Origin of the sequence: Nostoc mirabile CHAB5784, assembly GCF_020829645.1 — a bacterium.
GTDB lineage: Bacteria > Cyanobacteriota > Cyanobacteriia > Cyanobacteriales > Nostocaceae > Nostoc > Nostoc mirabile.
In genome coordinates, this window is record NZ_JAIVFS010000122.1 from 1 (window position 1) to 20,100 (window position 20,100).

Annotated in this window: 14 protein-coding genes and 1 pseudogene; 6 read left to right on the forward strand and 9 right to left on the reverse strand. The window is 43.1% G+C overall.

Translation table 11 applies throughout. The features are described 5' to 3' along the window. Window positions 1-191 precede the first annotated feature (191 nt). The 6 genes from LC653_RS38330 to LC653_RS38355 all read right to left on the reverse strand — a co-directional run bounded on the left by LC653_RS38330 (window position 192) and on the right by LC653_RS38355 (window position 10,163). Window positions 192-1,583: a malic enzyme-like NAD(P)-binding protein gene (locus LC653_RS38330; protein WP_229500562.1), complete on the reverse strand. Its 1,392-nt coding sequence runs from the start codon at window positions 1,581-1,583 to the stop codon at window positions 192-194. Window positions 1,584-1,909: 326 nt separating this feature from the next. Next, entirely contained in the window at window positions 1,910-3,013 is a 1,104-nt protein-coding gene (gene psbA / locus LC653_RS38335) for a photosystem II q(b) protein (RefSeq protein ID WP_229500564.1), read from the reverse strand. Between the two features lie 255 nt (window positions 3,014-3,268). Continuing rightward, window positions 3,269-3,958 (reverse strand): Uma2 family endonuclease, encoded by a 690-nt coding sequence (locus LC653_RS38340; RefSeq protein ID WP_229500566.1) that lies wholly within the window; start codon window positions 3,956-3,958, stop codon window positions 3,269-3,271. 98 nt (window positions 3,959-4,056) lie between these two features. Next, a complete protein-coding gene (gene psbA, locus LC653_RS38345) occupies window positions 4,057-5,139 on the reverse strand; it encodes a photosystem II q(b) protein (protein WP_229500568.1) in 1,083 nt (360 codons plus the stop codon). Window positions 5,140-5,490: 351 nt separating this feature from the next. Continuing rightward, a complete protein-coding gene (locus LC653_RS38350; RefSeq protein ID WP_229500570.1) occupies window positions 5,491-6,990 on the reverse strand; it encodes an MBOAT family O-acyltransferase in 1,500 nt (499 codons plus the stop codon). Window positions 6,991-7,151: 161 nt separating this feature from the next. Then, the gene (locus LC653_RS38355) at window positions 7,152-10,163 is read right to left on the reverse strand and encodes a D-alanyl-lipoteichoic acid biosynthesis protein DltD (RefSeq protein ID WP_229500572.1); all 3,012 of its coding nucleotides are present in this window, start codon (window positions 10,161-10,163) and stop codon (window positions 7,152-7,154) included. A 498-nt stretch (window positions 10,164-10,661) separates the two neighbouring features. Here LC653_RS38355 and LC653_RS38360 point away from each other — a divergent pair, with 498 nt between their 5' ends. The 3 genes from LC653_RS38360 to LC653_RS38370 all read left to right on the forward strand — a co-directional run bounded on the left by LC653_RS38360 (window position 10,662) and on the right by LC653_RS38370 (window position 14,475). Then, window positions 10,662-10,898, forward strand: a complete 237-nt coding sequence (locus LC653_RS38360) for a hypothetical protein (RefSeq protein WP_229473292.1) — start codon at window positions 10,662-10,664, stop codon at window positions 10,896-10,898. A 103-nt stretch (window positions 10,899-11,001) separates the two neighbouring features. Then, a complete protein-coding gene (locus LC653_RS38365; RefSeq protein ID WP_229500574.1) occupies window positions 11,002-14,100 on the forward strand; it encodes a phosphoenolpyruvate carboxylase in 3,099 nt (1,032 codons plus the stop codon). A gap of 120 nt (window positions 14,101-14,220) precedes the next feature. Further along, window positions 14,221-14,475, forward strand: a complete 255-nt coding sequence (locus LC653_RS38370; protein ID WP_229500576.1) for a hypothetical protein — start codon at window positions 14,221-14,223, stop codon at window positions 14,473-14,475. A 112-nt stretch (window positions 14,476-14,587) separates the two neighbouring features. Here the strand turns inward: LC653_RS38370 and LC653_RS38375 are convergent, their stop codons facing one another. Continuing rightward, window positions 14,588-14,890: a hypothetical protein gene (locus LC653_RS38375; protein ID WP_229500578.1), complete on the reverse strand. Its 303-nt coding sequence runs from the start codon at window positions 14,888-14,890 to the stop codon at window positions 14,588-14,590. Window positions 14,891-15,448: 558 nt separating this feature from the next. On the opposite strand from LC653_RS38375, the gene LC653_RS38380 reads away from it, so the two are divergent. Next, window positions 15,449-15,754, forward strand: a complete 306-nt coding sequence (locus LC653_RS38380; protein WP_229500580.1) for a small RNA NsiR4-regulated ssr1528 family protein — start codon at window positions 15,449-15,451, stop codon at window positions 15,752-15,754. Between the two features lie 249 nt (window positions 15,755-16,003). Here LC653_RS38380 and LC653_RS38385 read toward each other — a convergent pair whose 3' ends face one another. Next, a complete protein-coding gene (locus LC653_RS38385; protein ID WP_229500582.1) occupies window positions 16,004-16,255 on the reverse strand; it encodes a hypothetical protein in 252 nt (83 codons plus the stop codon). 201 nt (window positions 16,256-16,456) lie between these two features. Between LC653_RS38385 and LC653_RS38390 the strand changes: the two genes are divergently transcribed. After that, window positions 16,457-16,918, forward strand: a complete 462-nt coding sequence (locus LC653_RS38390) for a hypothetical protein (protein WP_229500584.1) — start codon at window positions 16,457-16,459, stop codon at window positions 16,916-16,918. A 622-nt stretch (window positions 16,919-17,540) separates the two neighbouring features. Further along, window positions 17,541-19,448: a 1-deoxy-D-xylulose-5-phosphate synthase gene (gene dxs, locus LC653_RS38395; RefSeq protein ID WP_100898455.1), complete on the forward strand. Its 1,908-nt coding sequence runs from the start codon at window positions 17,541-17,543 to the stop codon at window positions 19,446-19,448. Window positions 19,449-19,858: 410 nt separating this feature from the next. On the opposite strand, the pseudogene LC653_RS38400 reads toward dxs, so the two are convergent. Further along, a pseudogene (locus LC653_RS38400) lies at window positions 19,859-20,017 on the reverse strand (transposase); the annotation flags it as partial. Window positions 20,018-20,100 lie beyond the last annotated feature (83 nt).

Below are 20,100 nucleotides of genomic sequence, written 5' to 3' on the forward strand. Positions count from 1 at the left end.
TAACTCCACCACGTAAAGAAGCATCTGTTGCTGTTTAATACCTTAGATTATTCATACTTTTGCTAAGTCTCTGATTAACTCAGCCCTGCTGGGTCATTTTGTATAGCTTAGTCTAAACTCCAGTTGACAAGGGTTTCACGCTAAGTTGACACCAATGGCGAGATGCCCATCCCCCAAGAGTGATGATTTAATTAATTCCGAGCGATACCTTCTTGACGCGCTGCTTGTTGCACAGCAGCAGCAACAGCAGTGACGACGCGCTCATCAAAGACGGAAGGAATAATATGTTCCCGATCCAAGTCTGAAGGCTTAACTAAGGAAGCGATCGCACTTGCAGCTTCTAGGTACATTGTGGTGGTAATGGTATGGGCCCGACAATCTAAAGCACCACGGAATACCCCAGGAAAAGCTAAAACGTTATTGATTTGATTCGGGTAATCACTGCGACCGGTAGCGATCACAGCTACATCTTTGCTGATTAATTCTGGCTGAATCTCTGGAATGGGATTTGCCATTGCAAACACAATTGCGTCTTTCGCCATTGAATGCACCATTTCCGGTGTCAAAACCCCCGGTGCGCTGACACCAATAAACACATCTGCTCCTTGCATTGCACCCGCTAATGTACCCTGAGCTTTCACGGCAAATTCGAGTTTTTCTTCTGTCAAATCGGTACGACTAGTAGAGATAATCCCTTTAGAATCGCACATCCAGATTTTTTCTGCCCCAGCTTTCCGGAGTAACCGAGCGATCGCTACTCCAGCCGCTCCAGCACCATTAATCACGATGCGGATTTCCGCCATTGACTTATGTACCAGTTTTAGAGAATTAAACAATGCTGCCAAGGTGACAATTGCTGTACCATGCTGGTCATCGTGAAAAACGGGGATATCTAACTCTTGGCGCAATCTTCTTTCAATTTCAAAGCAGCGAGGTGCAGCGATATCCTCTAAATTCACACCCCCAAAAACTGGCGCGATATTCTTGACTGTCTGGATAATTTCTTCTGTATCTTGGGTGGCGAGACAAATGGGAAAAGCATCTAGCCCAGCAAATTCCTTGAATAGCATTGCTTTGCCTTCCATGACTGGGAGAGCAGCAGCTGGGCCGAGATTTCCCAATCCCAAAACGGCACTACCATCGGTAACAATGGCGACAGTGTTTTGTTTGATGGTTAACTTATAAACTTCCTCTGGATCTTGAGCGATCGCTGTACAAATTCGACCAACTCCAGGTGTATAAGCCATTGCTAAATCAGACACACTCTTCAGGGGAATTCTGCTGGTAATGCTGATTTTGCCACCGCGATGCAAATTAAAGGTGCGATCGTAGACGCTGAGTAACTTGATGTCTGGCAATGCTTTTACTGCTTGCACAATGGTTTCAGCATGTTCGGTACTAGCAGCATCCACAGTCAGATCGCGGGTGGATTCTTTGCGGGTTTGCTCGATTAAATCAATTTGACCGAGATTACCGCCAGTAGTTGCGATCGCCTGGGTTACCGATGCTAACATCCCTACACGATTGGGAATCTGCAAGCGCAGTGTCAAACTAAAACTAGAATTAGGAGTTAGGTCTGTCATGTTGATTTTAGATTTTAAGTTTTAGATTTTATATTGAATTGAGACAAAAATTAAAATCTGAGATTTGTAGTTTGTGGAAACACAATGTATGTAAACTTCTGGGATAACCTTCAGTAGTTAGTTTACTCATTGCTTACAGTTTTGATAATTATTTTTATTTATACCAATGCATTTACTAATATAAATGAGTAACAATTTAGTAATTGTACCCAAATACACCAGATATTTTTTTAATATTTTATCTGTGTAAATATTTGTATAACTATAGCTTCATGCATGAAAAAAGCGCCCTCTAGACAGAGAGCGCAGTGAATTTTAACTTACAATTAACCGTGAATTACAGGTGCTGCATCTACGCCCGTCGTAGACATCGTTGCCACAGGTACTGCCTCACCAGCCGCCAAATCCAGGGGGAAGTTGTGAGCATTGCGCTCGTGCATCACTTCTATACCCAAATTGGCGCGGTTTAGCGCATCTGCCCATGTATTAATTACATGACCTTTGGAGTCAAGAATTGATTGGTTAAAGTTGAACCCGTTGAGGTTGAACGCCATCGTACTGATGCCCAATGCCGTCAACCAAATACCAACTACAGGCCAAGCAGCCAAGAAAAAGTGCAAAGAACGCGAGTTGTTAAAGCTGGCATATTGCCAGATTAACCGCCCAAAGTAACCGTGAGCCGCTACGATGCTATAGGTTTCTTGTTCTTGACCAAACTTGTACCCATAGTTTACAGATTCACTTTCAGTCGTCTCTCTAACTAAAGAGGAAGTCACCAAAGAACCGTGCATTGCTGCGAAAAAAGCACCACCGAACACCGCCGCTACGCCTAATTCATGGAATGGGTGCATAAGGATGTTATGCTCGGCTTGGAATACCAACATGAAATTAAAAGTGCCGCTAATGCCCAGAGGCATCCCATCAGAAAAGCTGCCTTGACCAATTGGATAAATTAAGAAAACCGAAGTTGCAGCAGCTACAGGCGCAGAGTAAGCCACACAAATCCAGGGACGCATCCCCAAACGATAGCTTAACTCCCATTGCCGACCAAGCCAGCAAAAGATCCCAAACAGGAAGTGCAAAACAATCAGCTGATAAGGGCCGCCGTTATAGAGCCATTCATCCATTGAAGCAGCTTCCCAAATAGGGTAGAAGTGCAAACCAATGGCGTTAGATGTGGGTACAACAGCACCAGTGATGATGTTATTGCCGTACAATAAAGAACCAGAAACTGGCTCCCGAATCCCGTCAATATCTACGGGTGGTGCAGCAATAAAGGCAATAATGAAACAGATGGTAGCGGTTAATAGGGTAGGAATCATTAAAACGCCGAACCAGCCGATATAAAGCCGATTGTCGGTGCTAGTAATCCATTGACAGAAACGATCCCACAGGTTACCGCTTTCGCTTCTTCCTAGAGTTGTGGTCATAACTGTGTTGTTTATAAATCGCTGACAACAAAGTTTCCCAATTTTTAATAATTGAGAATTAAACTGTTTTCAAAGACTTTCGCCCAATACCTTCCCCCTAATCGCCGGGACTCTCTAAAATTACCTCACGCCAAAAATGCTGTTAACTAATTTCCCAAGGGAGACTGTCTGAAAAAAGGGAAAACTTTCCCGGCTCCTAATATCACGTTTTACATTAATAATTTGTATTTTTCAAGACATTATTTTTAAGTTTTGCTAAGTTAAACCCTCAACAAACTCAGCGTGTTCTTTTGAATTTAACCCTTGTTGCAGTACTGCTAAAACTTTCGTCATATCTCCTGTGATTAGTGAGGTGACAGCTAACCACAAACCTGGAAATACCTTACTTTTAATCACACCATCTGCATCCGCCACAAGTGGTAAATATTCACCATTTTGCAAACAGAACCAGTCGAGTTTATTCTCTAAAGTCTGCCAGACGATATATTCCTGCACTCCGTTGCGACGATAGGCGCGTTTTTTGTCGTACAAATCAATCGATGCACTACTGGCTGCTACTTCTGCTACTAATTCCGGTGCGCCTTCTACGTAATCATCTTCACTTATTTGTGCCTGTCCCCTGACTGGTTTATCTATCAACAGCAAAACATCAGGCTGTGGTTCATTGTCTAAATCCAAGCGCACGGTAGCATTATCACCTAGTTCTACGCCTGGGGTGGAAACTTTGTAATTTCCTAACCAGACAATTAAGTTTCCATGAGGTAAACCATGACTTCTAAAACGCAGGGGTGATGCCACGTAGACGACTCCTTCAATTAATTCTGCTTTTTTATTGGGCATTGCTATATACCGACGCTCGAATTCGTGGCGGGTTAAGCGATCGCCACTTTCTAAGGGAGGGATAAAAGCGCTATTATTTAAGCCATGTTCCACAGAAGCAGCCATTACCTGATTCCTCATCCGTAGGAGTTGTAGCTTGAATCTAACAAAAAAAGCGCCCCCCATTTCTGGAGGGCGCTTTTTATTTAGCTAAATCTTCAGAATTAACCGTTGATAGCAGGAGCAGTCAGAGCTACAGGAGTAACTTCACCAGCGGCTAAGTCTAGGGGGAAGTTGTGAGCGTTACGCTCGTGCATTACTTCCATACCCAAGTTAGCGCGGTTGATTACGTCTGCCCAGGTGCTGATAACGCGACCTTGGGAGTCAATTACTGATTGGTTGAAGTTGAAACCGTTCAAGTTGAATGCCATCGTGCTGACACCTAAAGCGGTGAACCAGATACCGACGACAGGCCACGCTGCGAGGAAGAAGTGCAGTGAACGGCTGTTGTTGAAGGAAGCGTATTGGAAGATCAAACGACCGAAGTAGCCGTGGGCTGCAACGATGTTGTAGGTTTCTTCTTCTTGACCGAATTTGTAACCGTAGTTTAGTGATTCGGTTTCGGTGGTTTCACGCACCAAAGAGGAGGTAACCAAGGAACCGTGCATTGCAGAGAACAATGAACCGCCGAATACACCAGCCACACCTAGCATGTGGAAGGGGTGCATCAAGATGTTATGTTCTGCTTGGAACACAATCATGAAGTTGAAGGTTCCGGAGATACCCAAAGGCATACCATCAGAGAAAGAACCTTGACCGATTGGGTAGATCAATAACACTGCGGCGGCAGAAGCTAGAGGTGCGCTGTAAGCTACGCAGATCCAAGGACGCATACCTAAGCGGTAAGAAAGTTCCCACTGACGACCCAGGTAGCAAGCGCAACCGATCAAGAAGTGGAAAACTACCAATTGGTAAGGGCCACCGTTGTACAACCACTCATCTAAGGAAGCTGCTTCCCAAATGGGGTAGAAGTGCAAGCCAATAGCGTTGGAGGAAGGAACAACTGCACCAGAGATGATGTTGTTTCCGTAGATCAAAGAACCTGCTACTGGTTCACGGATACCGTCGATGTCTACTGGAGGTGCTGCGATGAAGGCGATTACGAAGCAAACAGTAGCAGCTAGCAGGGTTGGGATCATTAGTACACCAAACCAACCGATATATATACGGTTGTCAGTGCTGGTGATCCACTCGCAAAAGCGATCCCATACGTTAGCGTCAGAGCGCCGTTGTAAGGTTGTGGTCATTGTTTTATAATTGCTATGGGTTGTTAAATATGGAACAAGCAGATTTATTTTTTGCCTGTTGAAATACAGTCTACATGAATTTACTTGCACACAATATCTAGCTTAATATTCTGTAACATAATTCTTTAACAAGCTCATCGAACTGTAAAGTTTTCCTACTATAAACAATAGTGATAAAAGTAGTAGATTAAGGGGTTATAAGGCGTTTCAACACCAAACTAGCTATAACTTTCAATGACGCGATCGCCTAGTTAATTGTCTTTACATTCCTTTACAAATAGACTGTTGCAAAAATTTTAAGTTTTGTTGATTTGTAACGAAATAATAAGTTGTACATTGTGTAATGTTTTATTAAAAATCAAAGTAGATGTAGGGCAAACTGCCTTCAGGAGCAAATAACCAAACAGCGTAGAAACATAGGGGGACAAAGACAAGCTTAAGGGGCCAGTTCAACTCTAACTTCAGTATTCGGTTGAAGGCATAAACTACAGCCATAAAGGCAGCTAAAGCTAGAAGTACCCAACTGAGTTGGTATTGGCTCATATTTAAGGCATCCACATAAACCTTTTGAGCAAACTGGGCGTCAGCCGGATAACCCCAAAGATGCCGAATTACCAAAGAAGAGTCTTGGAGATTAGGTAGGCGGAACCAAATCCAAGAGGTAAAAACCATCAGTTGGGTTAATAACCAAGCAACAAAGATACCTAGAGGATTTTGCCAGAATTGTTCTAAATTTTCAAAGCGATCGCTCATAGTATCTGTAAGTCGATGAACCACCAAGGCTAAACCGTGGAATATGCCCCAAACTAGATAACCCAAGGCAGCACCGTGCCAGATACCAGCGATTAGCATCACAATAAATAAATTCCAGCAGGTACGGACTAAACCCCGACGGGAACCACCCAAAGGAAAGTAGACATAGTTACGTAGCCAATCTCCTAGAGTGATATGCCAGCGCCGCCAAAATTCTGAAATATTGGTGCTGAAATAGGGAAAATCGAAATTCTCAGGTAGAACTAAGCCGAAAAGCAAAGCACTACCACGGGCAATATCTACGTAACCGTTGAAATCTAGATATAACTGCAAACCGTAGGCGAATGTAGCTAACCACAAATCGGTACTACCCGCCCGTTGTAGGTTACCAAAACATAAATCGACGAAAATACCAAGGTGATCTGCAAAAATACCTTTTTTGACTGCGCCTCTAGCAATTAACCACAGCGCCTGGGCGACTCTATCGCTATTGGGTAAGTCTAGTGTATTGAATTGATTTGCTAAGTTGTGGTAGCGCGTAATCGGGCCTGAAATCAGTTTGACGAAGAATAATTTGTAGGTGGCAAATTTAAGAAACTGCTCAGTAGCAGGGGCACCACGATAGACATCTATTAAATAGGCAATGCATTCAAAGGTAAAAAATGAAATACCCAAGGGTGCAATTAACTTAAAAGAGCTATCTGGTGAGTTTGTTTCCACATAAAAAACAAACTTGAATAAAGGGGTAAAATATTTATAACCTAATAACAGTAAAACATTTAGAATTATCCCTATCCACAAAAGTTTTAGACGACGGCGATTCCAGTCACCTTGGGCAAATTGCCACTCTTCATTAGAAATTTGCCAGTCGAGAGAATGTTTTCCTGGCGAGGTATTTTTACCAATCTCTAGCCCCACACGGAAATTAATATACGTCAATGCTAATAGTAATGGTATGTACTGGATGTGCAAAGATGCGTAGAAAACCAAGCTGGCAATTAGCAACGTCCACAATCGGAGTTTCTGTTGTGCTAAAGACCAATAAATTCCTAACACACTCAATAAGAACAGCCCATAAAAAATTGATATAAAGTTCATTTCTTAGTCATTAGTTATTTGTTATTGGGCATGAGGAAGAGGCAGAAGGGCAGTTCTTGCTGGGAGCAGAGGGGAAAGAGGTAATTTTTATTCTCCCCCTTGCCCCCAGCAAGAACTGCCCCCTGCTTCTTCCCCACTCCCGACTCCCCACTCCCCATTCCCTACTTCACTGGCCAAGGAATCATCGGATCATTAGCCAGCTTTTTGGAGACTTCGTATGCTCCAAAGCGGTTGAGGTGGCTGGGATCAGAAAAGTAGTCATTTGCTTTTGGCCACTGTTGGCTCAAATCTCGATAAATAAAGTTGGGGCTAGTAGCTAGACGCAACATATATTCCTGAAATTCTTGCTCATGTTGTTTACGCACTGGATCTAAATAATCTCCCGTCAGAGGCATGTTGACAAACACTAAGGAAATTTTCTGAGACTGGGCAAACTGAAGCACTTCTTGAAAGGCAGCATCTTGCTGTCCTTCTATTTGGAAAAATTTATAGTCGTTGTCGTAATTTCCGGGAACTCTAGAATGTTTTTGATAGTATCTAGCAGGATTGAAGCGAATAGACAAAGGTAGAAAGCCATCAAAATCAACTGCTTGCTGGGAAGTACTTTCATCTGAAGTACCGTCTGTTAGCTGTCTTTGTGAGCCAACTGTCTGATTGCGACCAATTATAAGCAGTTGTTTTTGCAGTACACTTTTTATTTGGTCACGGTTTTGATAGCTAGCAGAAAGAAATGCTAGAGCCTGATTTAACGATTGATTAACAGCTTCATAGGCGCTAATCTCCGGTTTTTCTTCTTTTATCTTTTTTTCTCCAGAATTTACCTGATTTTCGGGCAAATCGCTGCTATTGGCAGTTGTTGGGGCTTTTTGGAATGCTTGTTTATAACCAGCCGATGCCACGATGGATTTAAAGGTAATATCCTCGCGTCCACCGTTGAAAGCACGGGCCCCATCTGCCCAGAGAATTATTTTAGGCAGTTCTGATGCTTCTAGTACGTGGCGAATCACAAAGTCTACAACTTGTGCGGTAGCACCGTTGATCCCAAAGTTAAACACGTCAATATTTGGATAGCCTTGAGTCGCTAAAGCTTTAGAAAGTGCTGCTGGATCTATTCCTCTTAGGGCGCGGGAGGAGCCAATAATCAACACATCTGGAGCATTACCAGTTCTAGCCAAACGCTGTTTATACAATGCTAGTTGTTCGTCTAACTGCCTAACATTGAAACTTGGCATCTGCGATCGCGCTGCTAAAAGAATAGCAGTAGCGGTTGCTTTTTCTTTCAGTGGTGCGGCTGCCAAATTATTTGTCGGGGTATCATCACTTTGGGTAAACTCCGAAGCATTAAATACAGAACTCTGATTTGGAGAAGATTTTGTTTTGGAAGTGCTGGTAAAAAATGTCGTTTTCTCTCTCTGAGTTTTCCCAGATATTAAAGATGCCTTTTGTCCAGAAGATGATGAAGGCAAGACACTGGCTACTTTTGGCGAAGGCGTAGTACTTGCAATAATTAGACCCAACACCCAATCAGTTTGAAGGGTAAGTAATAATCCCAGTGTCCCCCAAACTAAAGCAACCTTAAGTCCTTGAACATCAGGGTTTTGTTCTGCTGACTGGGCGCTTTCGGTAAATAGCTGGCTTTGTAACAGGAATTTTTTCGCGGTTGTACTCGCCGTTGCTATCCAATCTCGCGCAACTTCTGTCACAAAACTTTGAACTTCTTCTGTCGTTAAGTCGGGGCGCAAAATTGGCTCACTAGTCTCAGAGGTTACCAGATCCTTAACGTATTTAGAAGTAGCAGCAAATTCTGGGGTTGCTTCTGGTACTAAACGTTGGCGATGCTCAATATCAACGCCATAATGCCAAAAAGGTTCTTTATTCCCAGCCCGGCGCCCGTAGACACGTACCCCCATAATACCGGGAATTTTTAACTGGCGGATAAACTGCGTAACTTTAGTTGCTACTTGTTGACGCCCTGGACAAACAGGTGCATCACACATGATGTGCAATAAACCATTTTTGTTCAGTAGAAGTACGCGAACTCCACCTGTCAATAGACGCCAATCCAGGTCAGGATTGAGTAAACGCTCTAGTAAAAATATGATGGCTGGTTCATCACCAGTATTCGCCAAATCTAGCGCTGATGTGGCAAAGGCGGGATATTTTGTAGCAGGTAAAGCTAGCCAATCAATCCAAGTTGGTTCATTGTCGCCTGCTTTTTGTCCGTATATGGTAGCGGCAAGAATGCCTTGAGGTGCGATCGCTTCTAGCTGCGGTAAAATCGCCTCTAAGCATACTTCCTTGTCGGGGATTGGCGCAGTTCCTAAAGGATCAAAAGCTGCGCTACAAAAGATATGTAGCGTTGATTCTTTAAGAAAAGCTTGGACAGCAACTTTTAAGCCTGACAATACCTCAGTTAATAATCGCGCGATCGCTTGTATATCCCCCCAACGCGCCCATTCCTTCAGCATTACTTCTGGTGGCGTCAAATCCACCCGCAGCAGCCAATCAGGGGCAGTTTCGCCGCTCACCTGGGAAACAATTACTGCATCTTGGTAGCCGGTAAGCTTGAGATAACGCAACTTTTGTGCTATCGGTTCAGCAAGCAATGATGCATCAGGGCTATAGCTCGACTGGCAGAATACCCACAGGCGATCTTCTTCCGGCTGAGAGTTCTTTGGCTTATATGGCTTAATCTTGGCCTGTACTGATACACCTAACGTACTCAGAGTTTCGCTGAGATATCGAGCAATGGCTTCTGGGTTGCCTTGGCGTGCCAAACTTTCGTTAGAGACAATCAGCGCCCCAGCGAACTGTTTTGATTTTTCCGAATCTTCTAGCAGCGCTTGCTCTACCTGCTCCAGATGCTTATCTATTTGATTCAAGTAAACCCGATGACACCATTTGGGGCGCTGTTCCCCTTTCCTTCGGCCATAGACAAATACTTGATATATTGAAGGTTGTTCGTTACTTGTGAGAATATCCAAGTCTGTCTGCTGTAGTGCTTGCAGCAAGTCAGACAAAGTATGCCAACGCTGCGGACATTCTGTACCTTCACAAAGAATATGAAGGTTATTTCCCCGTAACTGGACTTTCACCCCGAAAGTGTTGATCCCTGTTGCTTGGCTTACCCACTGCACTAAGGATTGCTGGCGATCTGGTAATACTGTTTTCATGCTCAGTTAACTTTACAAGAAGCGATTGTTGGGGTATAGTGCCTGCACTTGTAAACTAGAACCATAGGTCTATCACACTCTGACGGTTTTTTTTAACAATTTTGTTACCTTCGTAGCTCATAAAATCGGCCAAGATAGTCTTGTACAGGTTGCAAGTCTGACTAATGTTGAGTTTTGCGTTTATTTTACTAATAGGGAGTCAGAATTCAGAAGTTAGGAGCTAGGAGTCAGAATAATTCTATATGACTGGCTGATCACTTGTCGTTTAAAGCTTGATTCGCGTAACGCCCCTGATGGGCGAAACAAACAACAAGCTTATCCCATTTCAACTCCATGCTTTTATTGTTGGAGTCATCTTAACTCCTGTACAGACGCGATTAATCGCGTCTCTACTCTTAATTCCTGTACAGACGCGATTAATCGTGTCTCTACTCTTAATTCCTGTACAGACGCGATTAATCGCGTCTCTACTCATATTCCCATAACCAAGAATTAGCAATGCCTCCTGCCAACCAACAACCCTCAACTAACCCTGCATCCAATCTGGATTTCTTTAGCATTCCCCAATCTTTCCTTTTACAAATAGGTACAGCGTCTATATTACTGCTGCTCATTACCGGAAAAACTACAGTAAGAGCATTAGAAGCCATAGGGGAAGCCAGTGAAGAATTATTGCGAGGCGATCGCCTACCTAACCTCGACTTCCCAGAGGATCACGAAACTAATCAAACTTAAAAAATATACACCAAATAATTATTTGCTCAGGAACAACCTGGTGAGCATTAAGTGCGAAACCTAGAAGCGTAAACACAAAGATAGCTTTACAAGAATAGAGAATATGGGTTCCCTTTTATACTCTTCATCTCAAACTGCTGATATATACCCAGTGTCGGAATTATTTTTGCGTCATCGTCTCCAGGTAGTGGAAGAATTGTGGGAGTCAGTTCTGAGGCAAGAATGCGGTCAAAACATGGTAGACTTGTTGCGGCAGTTGCGCGATTTGTGTTCCCCAGAAGGGCAAGCAACAAATGACCAAGCATCCTCAGCCGTAAAATTGATTGAACAACTAAATATCAACGAAGCAATTCGCGCAGCTCGTGCTTTCGCTCTATATTTTCAGTTGATTAACATCATAGAGCAGGAATACGAACAACGGCAGCAATTGAGTCGCTATGAGGCAGAAATAGAGGCTACAGATGCAGAAAGAGCATCCAATGTCAACTATTCTTCAAATCAAAGAGAAGATGACGCGCCTGTTAGCAGGGGAATAGCAGCAGAGTTGCTCAGAAAGAATTATCTAGAAAAAGCGCAAGTCAAACCAAAAGGTACTTTTGCTGCCTTGTTTCCCTATTTATTCAAACTGAATGTACCACCCCAGCAAATTCAACGTCTAATTGCACATCTGGATGTGCGCTTAGTTTTCACAGCGCACCCGACGGAAATTGTTCGTCATACCATCCGGGATAAGCAGCGCCAGGTGGTACAACTTTTGCAAAAACTCGATGCCTTGGAAAACCATTCTGGTGCTATAGCTGGGGGATATGCTTGGGAAGCAGCAGATGTGCGCGAACAATTGCTCGAAGAAATTCGCCTGTGGTGGCGTACAGACGAACTTCACCAGTTCAAACCCACTGTGCTAGATGAAGTAGATTATGCTCTACACTACTTCCAAGAAGTTTTATTTGATGGCATTCCTCAACTTTATAAACGTTTCAAACACACGTTATCCAACACCTTTCCTTGGCTAGAACCACCGAGTAAAAACTTTTGCTCTTTCGGTTCCTGGGTAGGCTCGGACAGGGATGGGAACCCATCAGTCACACCAGAAATTACCTGGAAAACAGCTTGCTATCAGCGCAAAATGGTACTAGGGAGATATATTCAGTCAGTGAAAAATCTGATTGAATTATTGAGTGTGTCTATGCACTGGAGTGATGTCTTACCAGATTTACTGGAATCTCTAGAGTTAGATCAGTCCCAGTTGAGTGAGGTATATGACGCACTGGCGTTGCGTTATCGACAAGAACCATATCGGCTCAAACTGGCTTATGTGCTGAAACGGCTAGAAAATACTCGCGATCGCAATCTAGCTTTGTACAATCGGGAAACGCCAAAAAATCAAGATAGCCCCCTGTATCTTTCGGGAGACGATTTTTTAGCAGAACTGCGGATGATTCAGCGCAACTTAACAGAAACAGGTTTAAGCTGTCGAGAATTAGAAAATCTGATCTGTCAGGTAGAAATTTTTGGTTTTAACTTGACACAGCTAGATATTCGCCAAGAATCATCCCGCCATGCCGATGCGCTCAATGAGATACTGGAATACCTGCAAATATTACCTCAACCTTACAACGAACTATCCGAGGAGCAAAGAGTCGCTTGGCTCACAGGAGAACTGCAAACCCGAAGGCCATTAATTCCGGCAGAATTGCCATTTTCTGAAAAAACCAACGATGTAATTGAAACCTTTCGCGTCGTGCGATCGCTCCAACAAGAATTTGGTCTTAACATCTGCCAAACTTACATTATCAGCATGTGCCGCGACGTGAGCGACGTGCTGGAAGTATTGCTTTTAGCCAAAGAAGCCAGACTTTTTGACCCCGCCATTGCTGTCGGAACAATTCAAGTTGTCCCCTTATTTGAGACAGTAGAAGACTTACAACGCTCCAGAAGCGTCATGCGAAAACTGTTTGAACTCCCGTTATATCGCGCTTTATTAGCTGGCGGCTACGAACAAACAAAAACAGAAACTGTTGTGGATGAAAATTCATCCTCCCCTGCTCCCCCTGCCTCCCCTGCCTCCCCTGCCCCCTCCTCCCCCCTCCCCCCAAACTTACAAGAAGTGATGCTGGGGTATTCTGATAGCAACAAAGACTCTGGTTTTTTAAGCAGCAACTGGGAAATTCATAAAGCTCAAAAATCACTGCAACAAATAGCAGAAAACTACGATATAAATTTGCGGATTTTCCACGGACGCGGCGGTTCTGTGGGACGAGGTGGGGGCCCTGCTTACGAGGCGATTTTGGCTCAACCGGGTCATAGTATCAATGGGCGAATCAAGATTACCGAACAAGGAGAAGTTTTGGCTTCTAAATACTCCTTGTTGGACTTGGCATTATACCACATGGAAACCATTACCACTGCTGTGATTCAAGCTAGCCTGTTGCGGACAGGGTTTGATGATATTGAACCCTGGAATGAGATTATGGAAGAGTTAGCAGTGCGATCGCGTCAACATTATCGTGCTTTAATCTACGAACAGCCTGATTTTGTTGACTTCTTCCACGAAGTAACTCCAATTGAAGAAATTAGCCAGTTGCAAATTAGTTCCCGTCCAGCCCGCCGTCCATCTGGTAAGAAAGATTTAAGTAGTCTGCGAGCTATTCCTTGGGTCTTTAGCTGGACACAAACTCGCTTTTTACTTCCTTCCTGGTACGGCGTTGGCACAGCTTTACAAGAATTCTTGAACGAAGAACCAGAAGAACACTTGAAATTGCTGCGCTACTTTTACGTTAAATGGCCGTTCTTCAAGATGGTGATTTCTAAAGCTGAGATGACCTTGGCAAAAGTAGATATGCAAATGGCACATCACTACGTCCAGGAATTATCAAAACCAGAAGATCAACTTCGTTTTGCCAAAGTTTTTGACCAAATTGCTAGTGAGTTCTATCTCACAAGAGATTTGGTATTAAAAATCACCGATCACAATCGACTCTTAGATGGTGATCCTGTCTTACAACGATCTGTGCAGTTACGCAATGGCACAATTGTACCCTTGGGATTTATCCAAGTTTCACTGCTCAAGCGTCTACGTCAGTCCCTAAATACTACTGCTACTTCTGGAGTCATTCACTCTCGTTACAGCAAAGGCGAGTTACTACGAGGAGCATTGTTAACTATTAATGGTATTGCAGCCGGGATGAGAAATACAGGTTGATTGAGAATGGGGAATGGGGAGTGGGGAGTGGGGAATGGGGGATGAGGGAGCAGGGGGAGCAGGGGAAGAAATTGACCAATGCCCAATGACCAATGACTAATGACTAATGACTAATGACTAATGACTAAAAATAGAATTTTAATTTGCACTTTTTTGGCGCTGTCATCAGGTTTTTTTGGTGGTTACACCAGTGGGCAAATTACCATAATGCTGCATAGCCAAAAGTGCCAAAATCAACCTTGGGGTTTAAAGGAGATGTGCAACGCTTGGATGACACCAGGAGCAATATGGCAAGGTAGCACAACAGGACTATGGACAGGCACAGTCTTAGGGGCGTTTGTTGGGGGTTCGGTGACGCGACAAGCTCGTGATTAGTCTGTTGACTAAGCTGAAAAACATCTAATTTGCATAACCGAATCGCGATTGTTATCACCTCTGATAAACCCATTCGGGAAGTGCTGTTATGTAATTAATTTTGTTTAGCCTCTTATGCCTTGTTCGCAAATGATTTAGAATTGCTATAGAAAGTTTCCTTGTAATATGCTTTTTGTTTAGTAATGGTAAAAAAATTACCTTCTGGGATTGTTATAGGCACGGGTAGTACCGAATTGAAACGGTTTCGTACTGACTGCCCATTGACCATTGCGACCTTCAGAGGCGTATCCCCATCTGCTGTTTTGCCGTCAATTTGAATGGTTCCTCTAGCCCTACCTTTGGATGTACCATCACTGCCACCGACCGCAGTATTAGTGAAAAAATCTCTGTTCTTAGTCTCGGCATTTTTTGTCACTTTTTTACCGATTCTCAATCAATCGTCGCGTAGGCGTAGCCCGCCGCAGGCATCGCCTTTTTGTATGCCCAGTTGAGCAAATTCATACATAGCAAGCTTTTTACGCTTTCCTATCCGTCGAACTAACGTTAAACATAACTCTTGTGAGGTGGGTCGAAAAGCCCGCCTTAGTTAAGCTAATACACTTTTAATTTGCATAATCTGGGCGGGCAAGATTGCATAATCTGGGCGGGCAAGATGCCCACCCCACAAGAGTTTTAATCTTAAGTAATATGCAAGTTGAATGTCCAACAGCTTATGCAATTTAAATGTGGAACAGCTTAGTAAACTGTGGTGGTAATTTGCCTACCTTTAACAAGGGGCTTAAACCCCAAGTCTTGTTAATTGAGATGGTAGCTAGATTTATCCCCTGCTGTACTAGCTGATCAAAATAAATTTCTTACGCAAAGACGCAAAGAATTGCAATTAATCCTCGGCAGCAAAAAAGCCAGTAGGCAGGTTTGGTGTCAGTAAGACTGGTAAAATCTATCTACCCATAACGAAGAAGAGTGAATCACCATGCCTACCGAAACTAACCCAGGAAATCAAACCACCACAGGTGCTGATGCTATTGATGAAGCGATCGCACAGGGAATTGATTTTGATGGTTCTCCCATTCCAACTGCCAAGCTAGAACTTTATGGTAAAGTTATGGCGCTAGAAGCCAATAGACAGCGCAGTGGCGTATCTAATACTATGCGATCGCGCATTGTGCGAATTGGTGCAAAACACATTCCCCAAGCAGAACTAGACCAATTACTTGTAGATGCTGGTTTCGCACCTCTAAAAGAAAAAGAAATTGCCTTCTTTTATAGTGGTAAATAATTGTTAATGTTTTACAACAGTTTTCATTAATTTGAACCAAATATGTTGTAGGGGCACAGCATTGCTGTGCCCTCAATTCTTTATCAATTTTCGATAGCATTGCCCAAAATCCAGATTGGCTGGGAGAGGAGCCACAGCGCATCCAGCAATTGATGTCAGCGCGATGCTTTGTTAATGTTGTCTGTGGAGAAAGTTCACACGATAATCCAACAGTAAAGCATTTTGCGATTTAGTAATTGCATCGCCACGTTATCTAATGCAACCTCCTGCAATGGCATTGTTTCGACTGACAATGCGATTGTTTCGGCTGACAATGCGATTGTTTCGACTAACAATGCGATTGTTCCGGCTGACAATGCGATTGTTCCGGCTGACAATGCGATTGTTTCGACTAACAATCGCATTGTTCCGGCTGACAATGCGATTTTTTCGTTGCGATCGCAAGTTAATTAACTGAACAGCGATCGCTAACTTTCCTCTAAGCGCGATGTCTAACGACAAGCCGCTACGCGTCTACACTCATGCCCAAAATTTGTGAATTGTTTAATTAGCAGCAAAAAAATCTTTACTCAAAATTCAATCTATCAAAATAGTGAATTCATTTCATTACTAATGACGCAAGAAATTATATCTAGGGAACGATATGGCAAATAAGCCAAATGAAGTAGAAGTAGTATACTAAGTCACATGAGATTGTATTCTATGAAATTGAATTATGTTACAAAACAGCTTTCTACCGTAAAACGCTGGATGGCTACAACACTGTTTTGTATGTTAGTGTTTTGTATGTTAGCGATCGCTTTCGTTTGGCAAGGTGCATTTTTATCGAACACTTCAGCAATAGCTGCTCCTACTGCAACCTTGATCGCATCAACAGACGCAGGGGATAAAGTTCAAGAAAAAACCAGTAAAGATGCTGGACGAGCCAAAAATTTCATCGAAGATACGAAAGATAAAGTTAAGGAAGCTGCCAAGAGCAACGCCAGTAAAGTTGATCAAGCAACAGACAATGGCAGTTTTGTTGAGCGCAAAGCAAAGAGAGATGCGGCTACAATTCAAAAAAGAGCAAACGAAGATGCCGCTCGGACTAAAGAAGCAGTAGACAACACAAAGAATGTTGTTGAACGCACTGTTGATAACATCAAGGATGCTTTTGGTAAATAGTAATCCTATTTGATTTGGTTCAAATCGAAAGGCTTAGATTCCCGACTTCTTACAAAAGTCGGGAATCTTGCTGTTTACAAATAATTTAAGAAAGTCTAAATTTATTGCACAGATTACACCGCTTTTCAAGTAATTGAACTACACCACTCCCTACTCCCCTCTCATCTGTGGTCTAAATACCTGAAAAATGCTGTAATTTATAAACTTTGTGCTGTGATTCTAATCGGCATGTGATTTGCTAGTTATCTCAGAAGTAAGACAGAATTTTATAATTATTAATTTAGAAAGATTATTTTACTAAAGAAATACTGAGTTTAGCTAAAGCAAGCGATCTAGTTAAGGAATTTCCGCAAACTGCTGCTGGAACACTTATTTTTGATACGAACTAAAAACTATCTTTAAGTAGCATCACTTATTGACAAATGTGCTGTGACTTTAGCTGATTTCAACCTTGTTAGGACGAATTGTTAACGGTTAACAAATTTTTCACCATTATCAATTACGAAGTTATACTTTCCACTACAACTTAGTAACAATAATAAGAGTCTGATTATGTGAACAACCCGACCGTGGGAAAATCAAAATACCGAAAACCTGAAGTTAGAGAGGAAAACCCTATAATATGCATCTGAGCGAAATCACCCATCCTAATCAGTTGCACGGTTTATCTGTTCGCCAACTGCAACAGATTGCCCGTCAGATTCGAGATAAGCATCTCCAAACCGTAGCAGTTAATGGTGGACACTTGGGGCCAGGGTTGGGTGTTGTAGAATTAACACTAGGACTTTACCAGACACTGGATTTAGATCGGGATAAAGTGATTTGGGATGTAGGACACCAGGCTTATCCCCATAAACTGCTTACAGGACGCTACGATCGCTTCCACACCCTCAGACAAAAAGACGGAGTTGCAGGTTATCTCAAACTCTGTGAAAACAAGTTTGACCACTTTGGGGCTGGACATGCTTCTACAAGTATTTCAGCAGCATTAGGCATGGCTTTAGCACGAGATTTAAAAGGAGAAAAATTTAAAGCCGTTGCTGTGATTGGGGATGGGGCGCTGACTGGGGGTATGGCTTTAGAAGCCATCAACCATGCCGGACACTTGCCGAAAACTAACCTGTTGGTTGTTCTCAACGACAACGACATGTCTATATCTCGCAACGTGGGCGCGATTCCCCGCTATCTGAACAAAATGCGCCTCAGCCAACCGGTGCAATTTATTAAAGATAATCTTGAAGAACAATTTAAGCAAATTCCCTTCGTGGGTGAATCGTTGTCCCCCGAACTCGGACGCATCAAAGAAGGTATGAAACGCTTGGCTGTTCCCAAGGTAGGTGCAGTTTTTGAAGAACTCGGCTTTACCTACATTGGGCCAGTAGATGGGCATAATCTCGAAGAATTGATTGCCACCTTCCAACAAGCACATCAGATACCAGGCCCAGTTTTGGTACATGTAGCAACAGTCAAAGGCAAAGGTTATGAAATTGCCGAACTAGATCAAGTTGGCTACCATGCCCAAAGCCCCTTCAACGTAGCAACTGGCAAAGCCATTCCTTCCAGTAAACCTAAACCCCCGGCTTATGCCAAAGTTTTTTCTCACACTCTGGTGAAACTTGCCGAACAAAACCCCAAAATCGTTGGGATTACTGCGGCGATGGCAACGGGGACAGGCTTAGATAAACTTCAAGCAAAACTGCCCAATCAATATATTGATGTCGGCATTGCTGAACAACACGCTATCACTCTAGCAGCAGGACTTGCAACTCAAGGGATGCGCCCCGTAGCCGCCATTTATTCTACCTTCCTGCAACGCGCTTATGACCAGATAATTCACGATGTCTGCATCCAAAATCTGCCAGTATTCTTCTGTTTGGATAGGGCAGGAATTGTCGGATCTGATGGCCCCACCCACCAAGGTATGTATGACATCGCTTATCTGCGTTGCATTCCCAACATGGTAATAATGGCACCCAAAGACGAAGCAGAATTGCAAAGCATGGTAGTAACTGGCGTTAACCATACCAGTGGCCCGATCGCTATGCGCTATCCTCGTGGCAATGGCTACGGTGTCCCCCTGATGGAAGAAGGTTGGGAACCTTTGGAAATTGGCAAAGGGGAAATTCTGCGTACAGGCGATGACGTGTTAATCGTCGGCTATGGCACAATGGTTTATCCAGGGATGCAAGCTGCTGAAATTCTCAGCGAACACGGCATTGAAGCAACTGTAATCAATGCACGTTTTGTTAAGCCCTTGGATACCGAGTTGATTTTACCTTTAGCTAAGAAAATCGGCCGCGTTGTCACCTTAGAAGAAGGCTGTGTCATGGGTGGCTTTGGTAGTGCGATCGCTGAAGCTTTACTAGATGCAGATATTCTTGTTCCTGTCAAGCGATTCGGTGTACCAGATGTATTAGTAGATCATGCTGAACCCAATGAATCTAAGACAGAACTAGGTTTAACTAGCCATCAAATAGCAGAGAGAGTGTTACAAGCTTTCTTTAAGCAGCAAGTATCTGCTGTGGTTTAGTTAATCCTTTGTAAAATGAATCGCCCACACTTGAGTAAATGCAATTTACTTCTTTGGTAGTGGGCGATCGCTATATCAAATTTAGGAAAACTTTTCTACTTAACTATCTTCACCAATCGCAATAAAATTAAAAGCGGACTTTTCTTTCAAACCTATCCCACTAATACCGAAATATGAACCTATCATACTAACTGGAAACTTTGAAATTATTTTTAAAAGGGCTTTTCTTGCCGTCTGTCTGACTTTTTTATTCTCATCAATGCTTTAATTAATGGTTCTGCTGCACTAGAATCTTCAATTTCTCCTAAGCTCGACTTTATCCAAAATTAAGAACTCGGTTTTCTTGATCCGGCAAAAATCCTAGCTTTTTGGTAAAAACTTTTTCGATGTCACTGATTATCGAAGGCTTATCGCCATCTGACTCCTTCTAGCAAAATGTAGAAAATCGCGTTGAGGACTTGCCACATATCGACTTCACCCTTTCGTCCACCCGGTTTTGCTTCCGGGATTAGGTCACTAATTAATTTAACGTGAGTTCGACGGATAGGAAAGCGCAGAAAGCTGGCAATGTAAGAATTTGCTCAACTGGCATTTACGGCAGCGATCGCGCAGAGTGGCACAGACGATAGCTACGATTAATTGAGAAGAGGTA

Bases quoted from the DNA above. Each gene is read 5' to 3' on its own strand.
- LC653_RS38370 (WP_229500576.1), top strand. From the start codon at position 14,221: ATGACTAAAAATAGAATTTTAATTTGCACTTTTTTGGCGCTGTCATCA.
- LC653_RS38350 (WP_229500570.1), bottom strand. From the start codon at position 6,990: ATGAACTTTATATCAATTTTTTATGGGCTGTTCTTATTGAGTGTGTTA.
- LC653_RS38390 (WP_229500584.1), top strand. From the start codon at position 16,457: ATGAAATTGAATTATGTTACAAAACAGCTTTCTACCGTAAAACGCTGG.
- psbA (WP_229500564.1), bottom strand. From the start codon at position 3,013: ATGACCACAACTCTAGGAAGAAGCGAAAGCGGTAACCTGTGGGATCGT.
- dxs (WP_100898455.1), top strand. From the start codon at position 17,541: ATGCATCTGAGCGAAATCACCCATCCTAATCAGTTGCACGGTTTATCT.
- LC653_RS38355 (WP_229500572.1), bottom strand. From the start codon at position 10,163: ATGAAAACAGTATTACCAGATCGCCAGCAATCCTTAGTGCAGTGGGTA.
- LC653_RS38340 (WP_229500566.1), bottom strand. From the start codon at position 3,958: ATGGCTGCTTCTGTGGAACATGGCTTAAATAATAGCGCTTTTATCCCT.
- LC653_RS38380 (WP_229500580.1), top strand. From the start codon at position 15,449: ATGCCTACCGAAACTAACCCAGGAAATCAAACCACCACAGGTGCTGAT.
- psbA (WP_229500568.1), bottom strand. From the start codon at position 5,139: ATGACCACAACCTTACAACGGCGCTCTGACGCTAACGTATGGGATCGC.
- LC653_RS38360 (WP_229473292.1), top strand. From the start codon at position 10,662: ATGCCTCCTGCCAACCAACAACCCTCAACTAACCCTGCATCCAATCTG.
- LC653_RS38330 (WP_229500562.1), bottom strand. From the start codon at position 1,583: ATGACAGACCTAACTCCTAATTCTAGTTTTAGTTTGACACTGCGCTTG.
- LC653_RS38365 (WP_229500574.1), top strand. From the start codon at position 11,002: ATGGGTTCCCTTTTATACTCTTCATCTCAAACTGCTGATATATACCCA.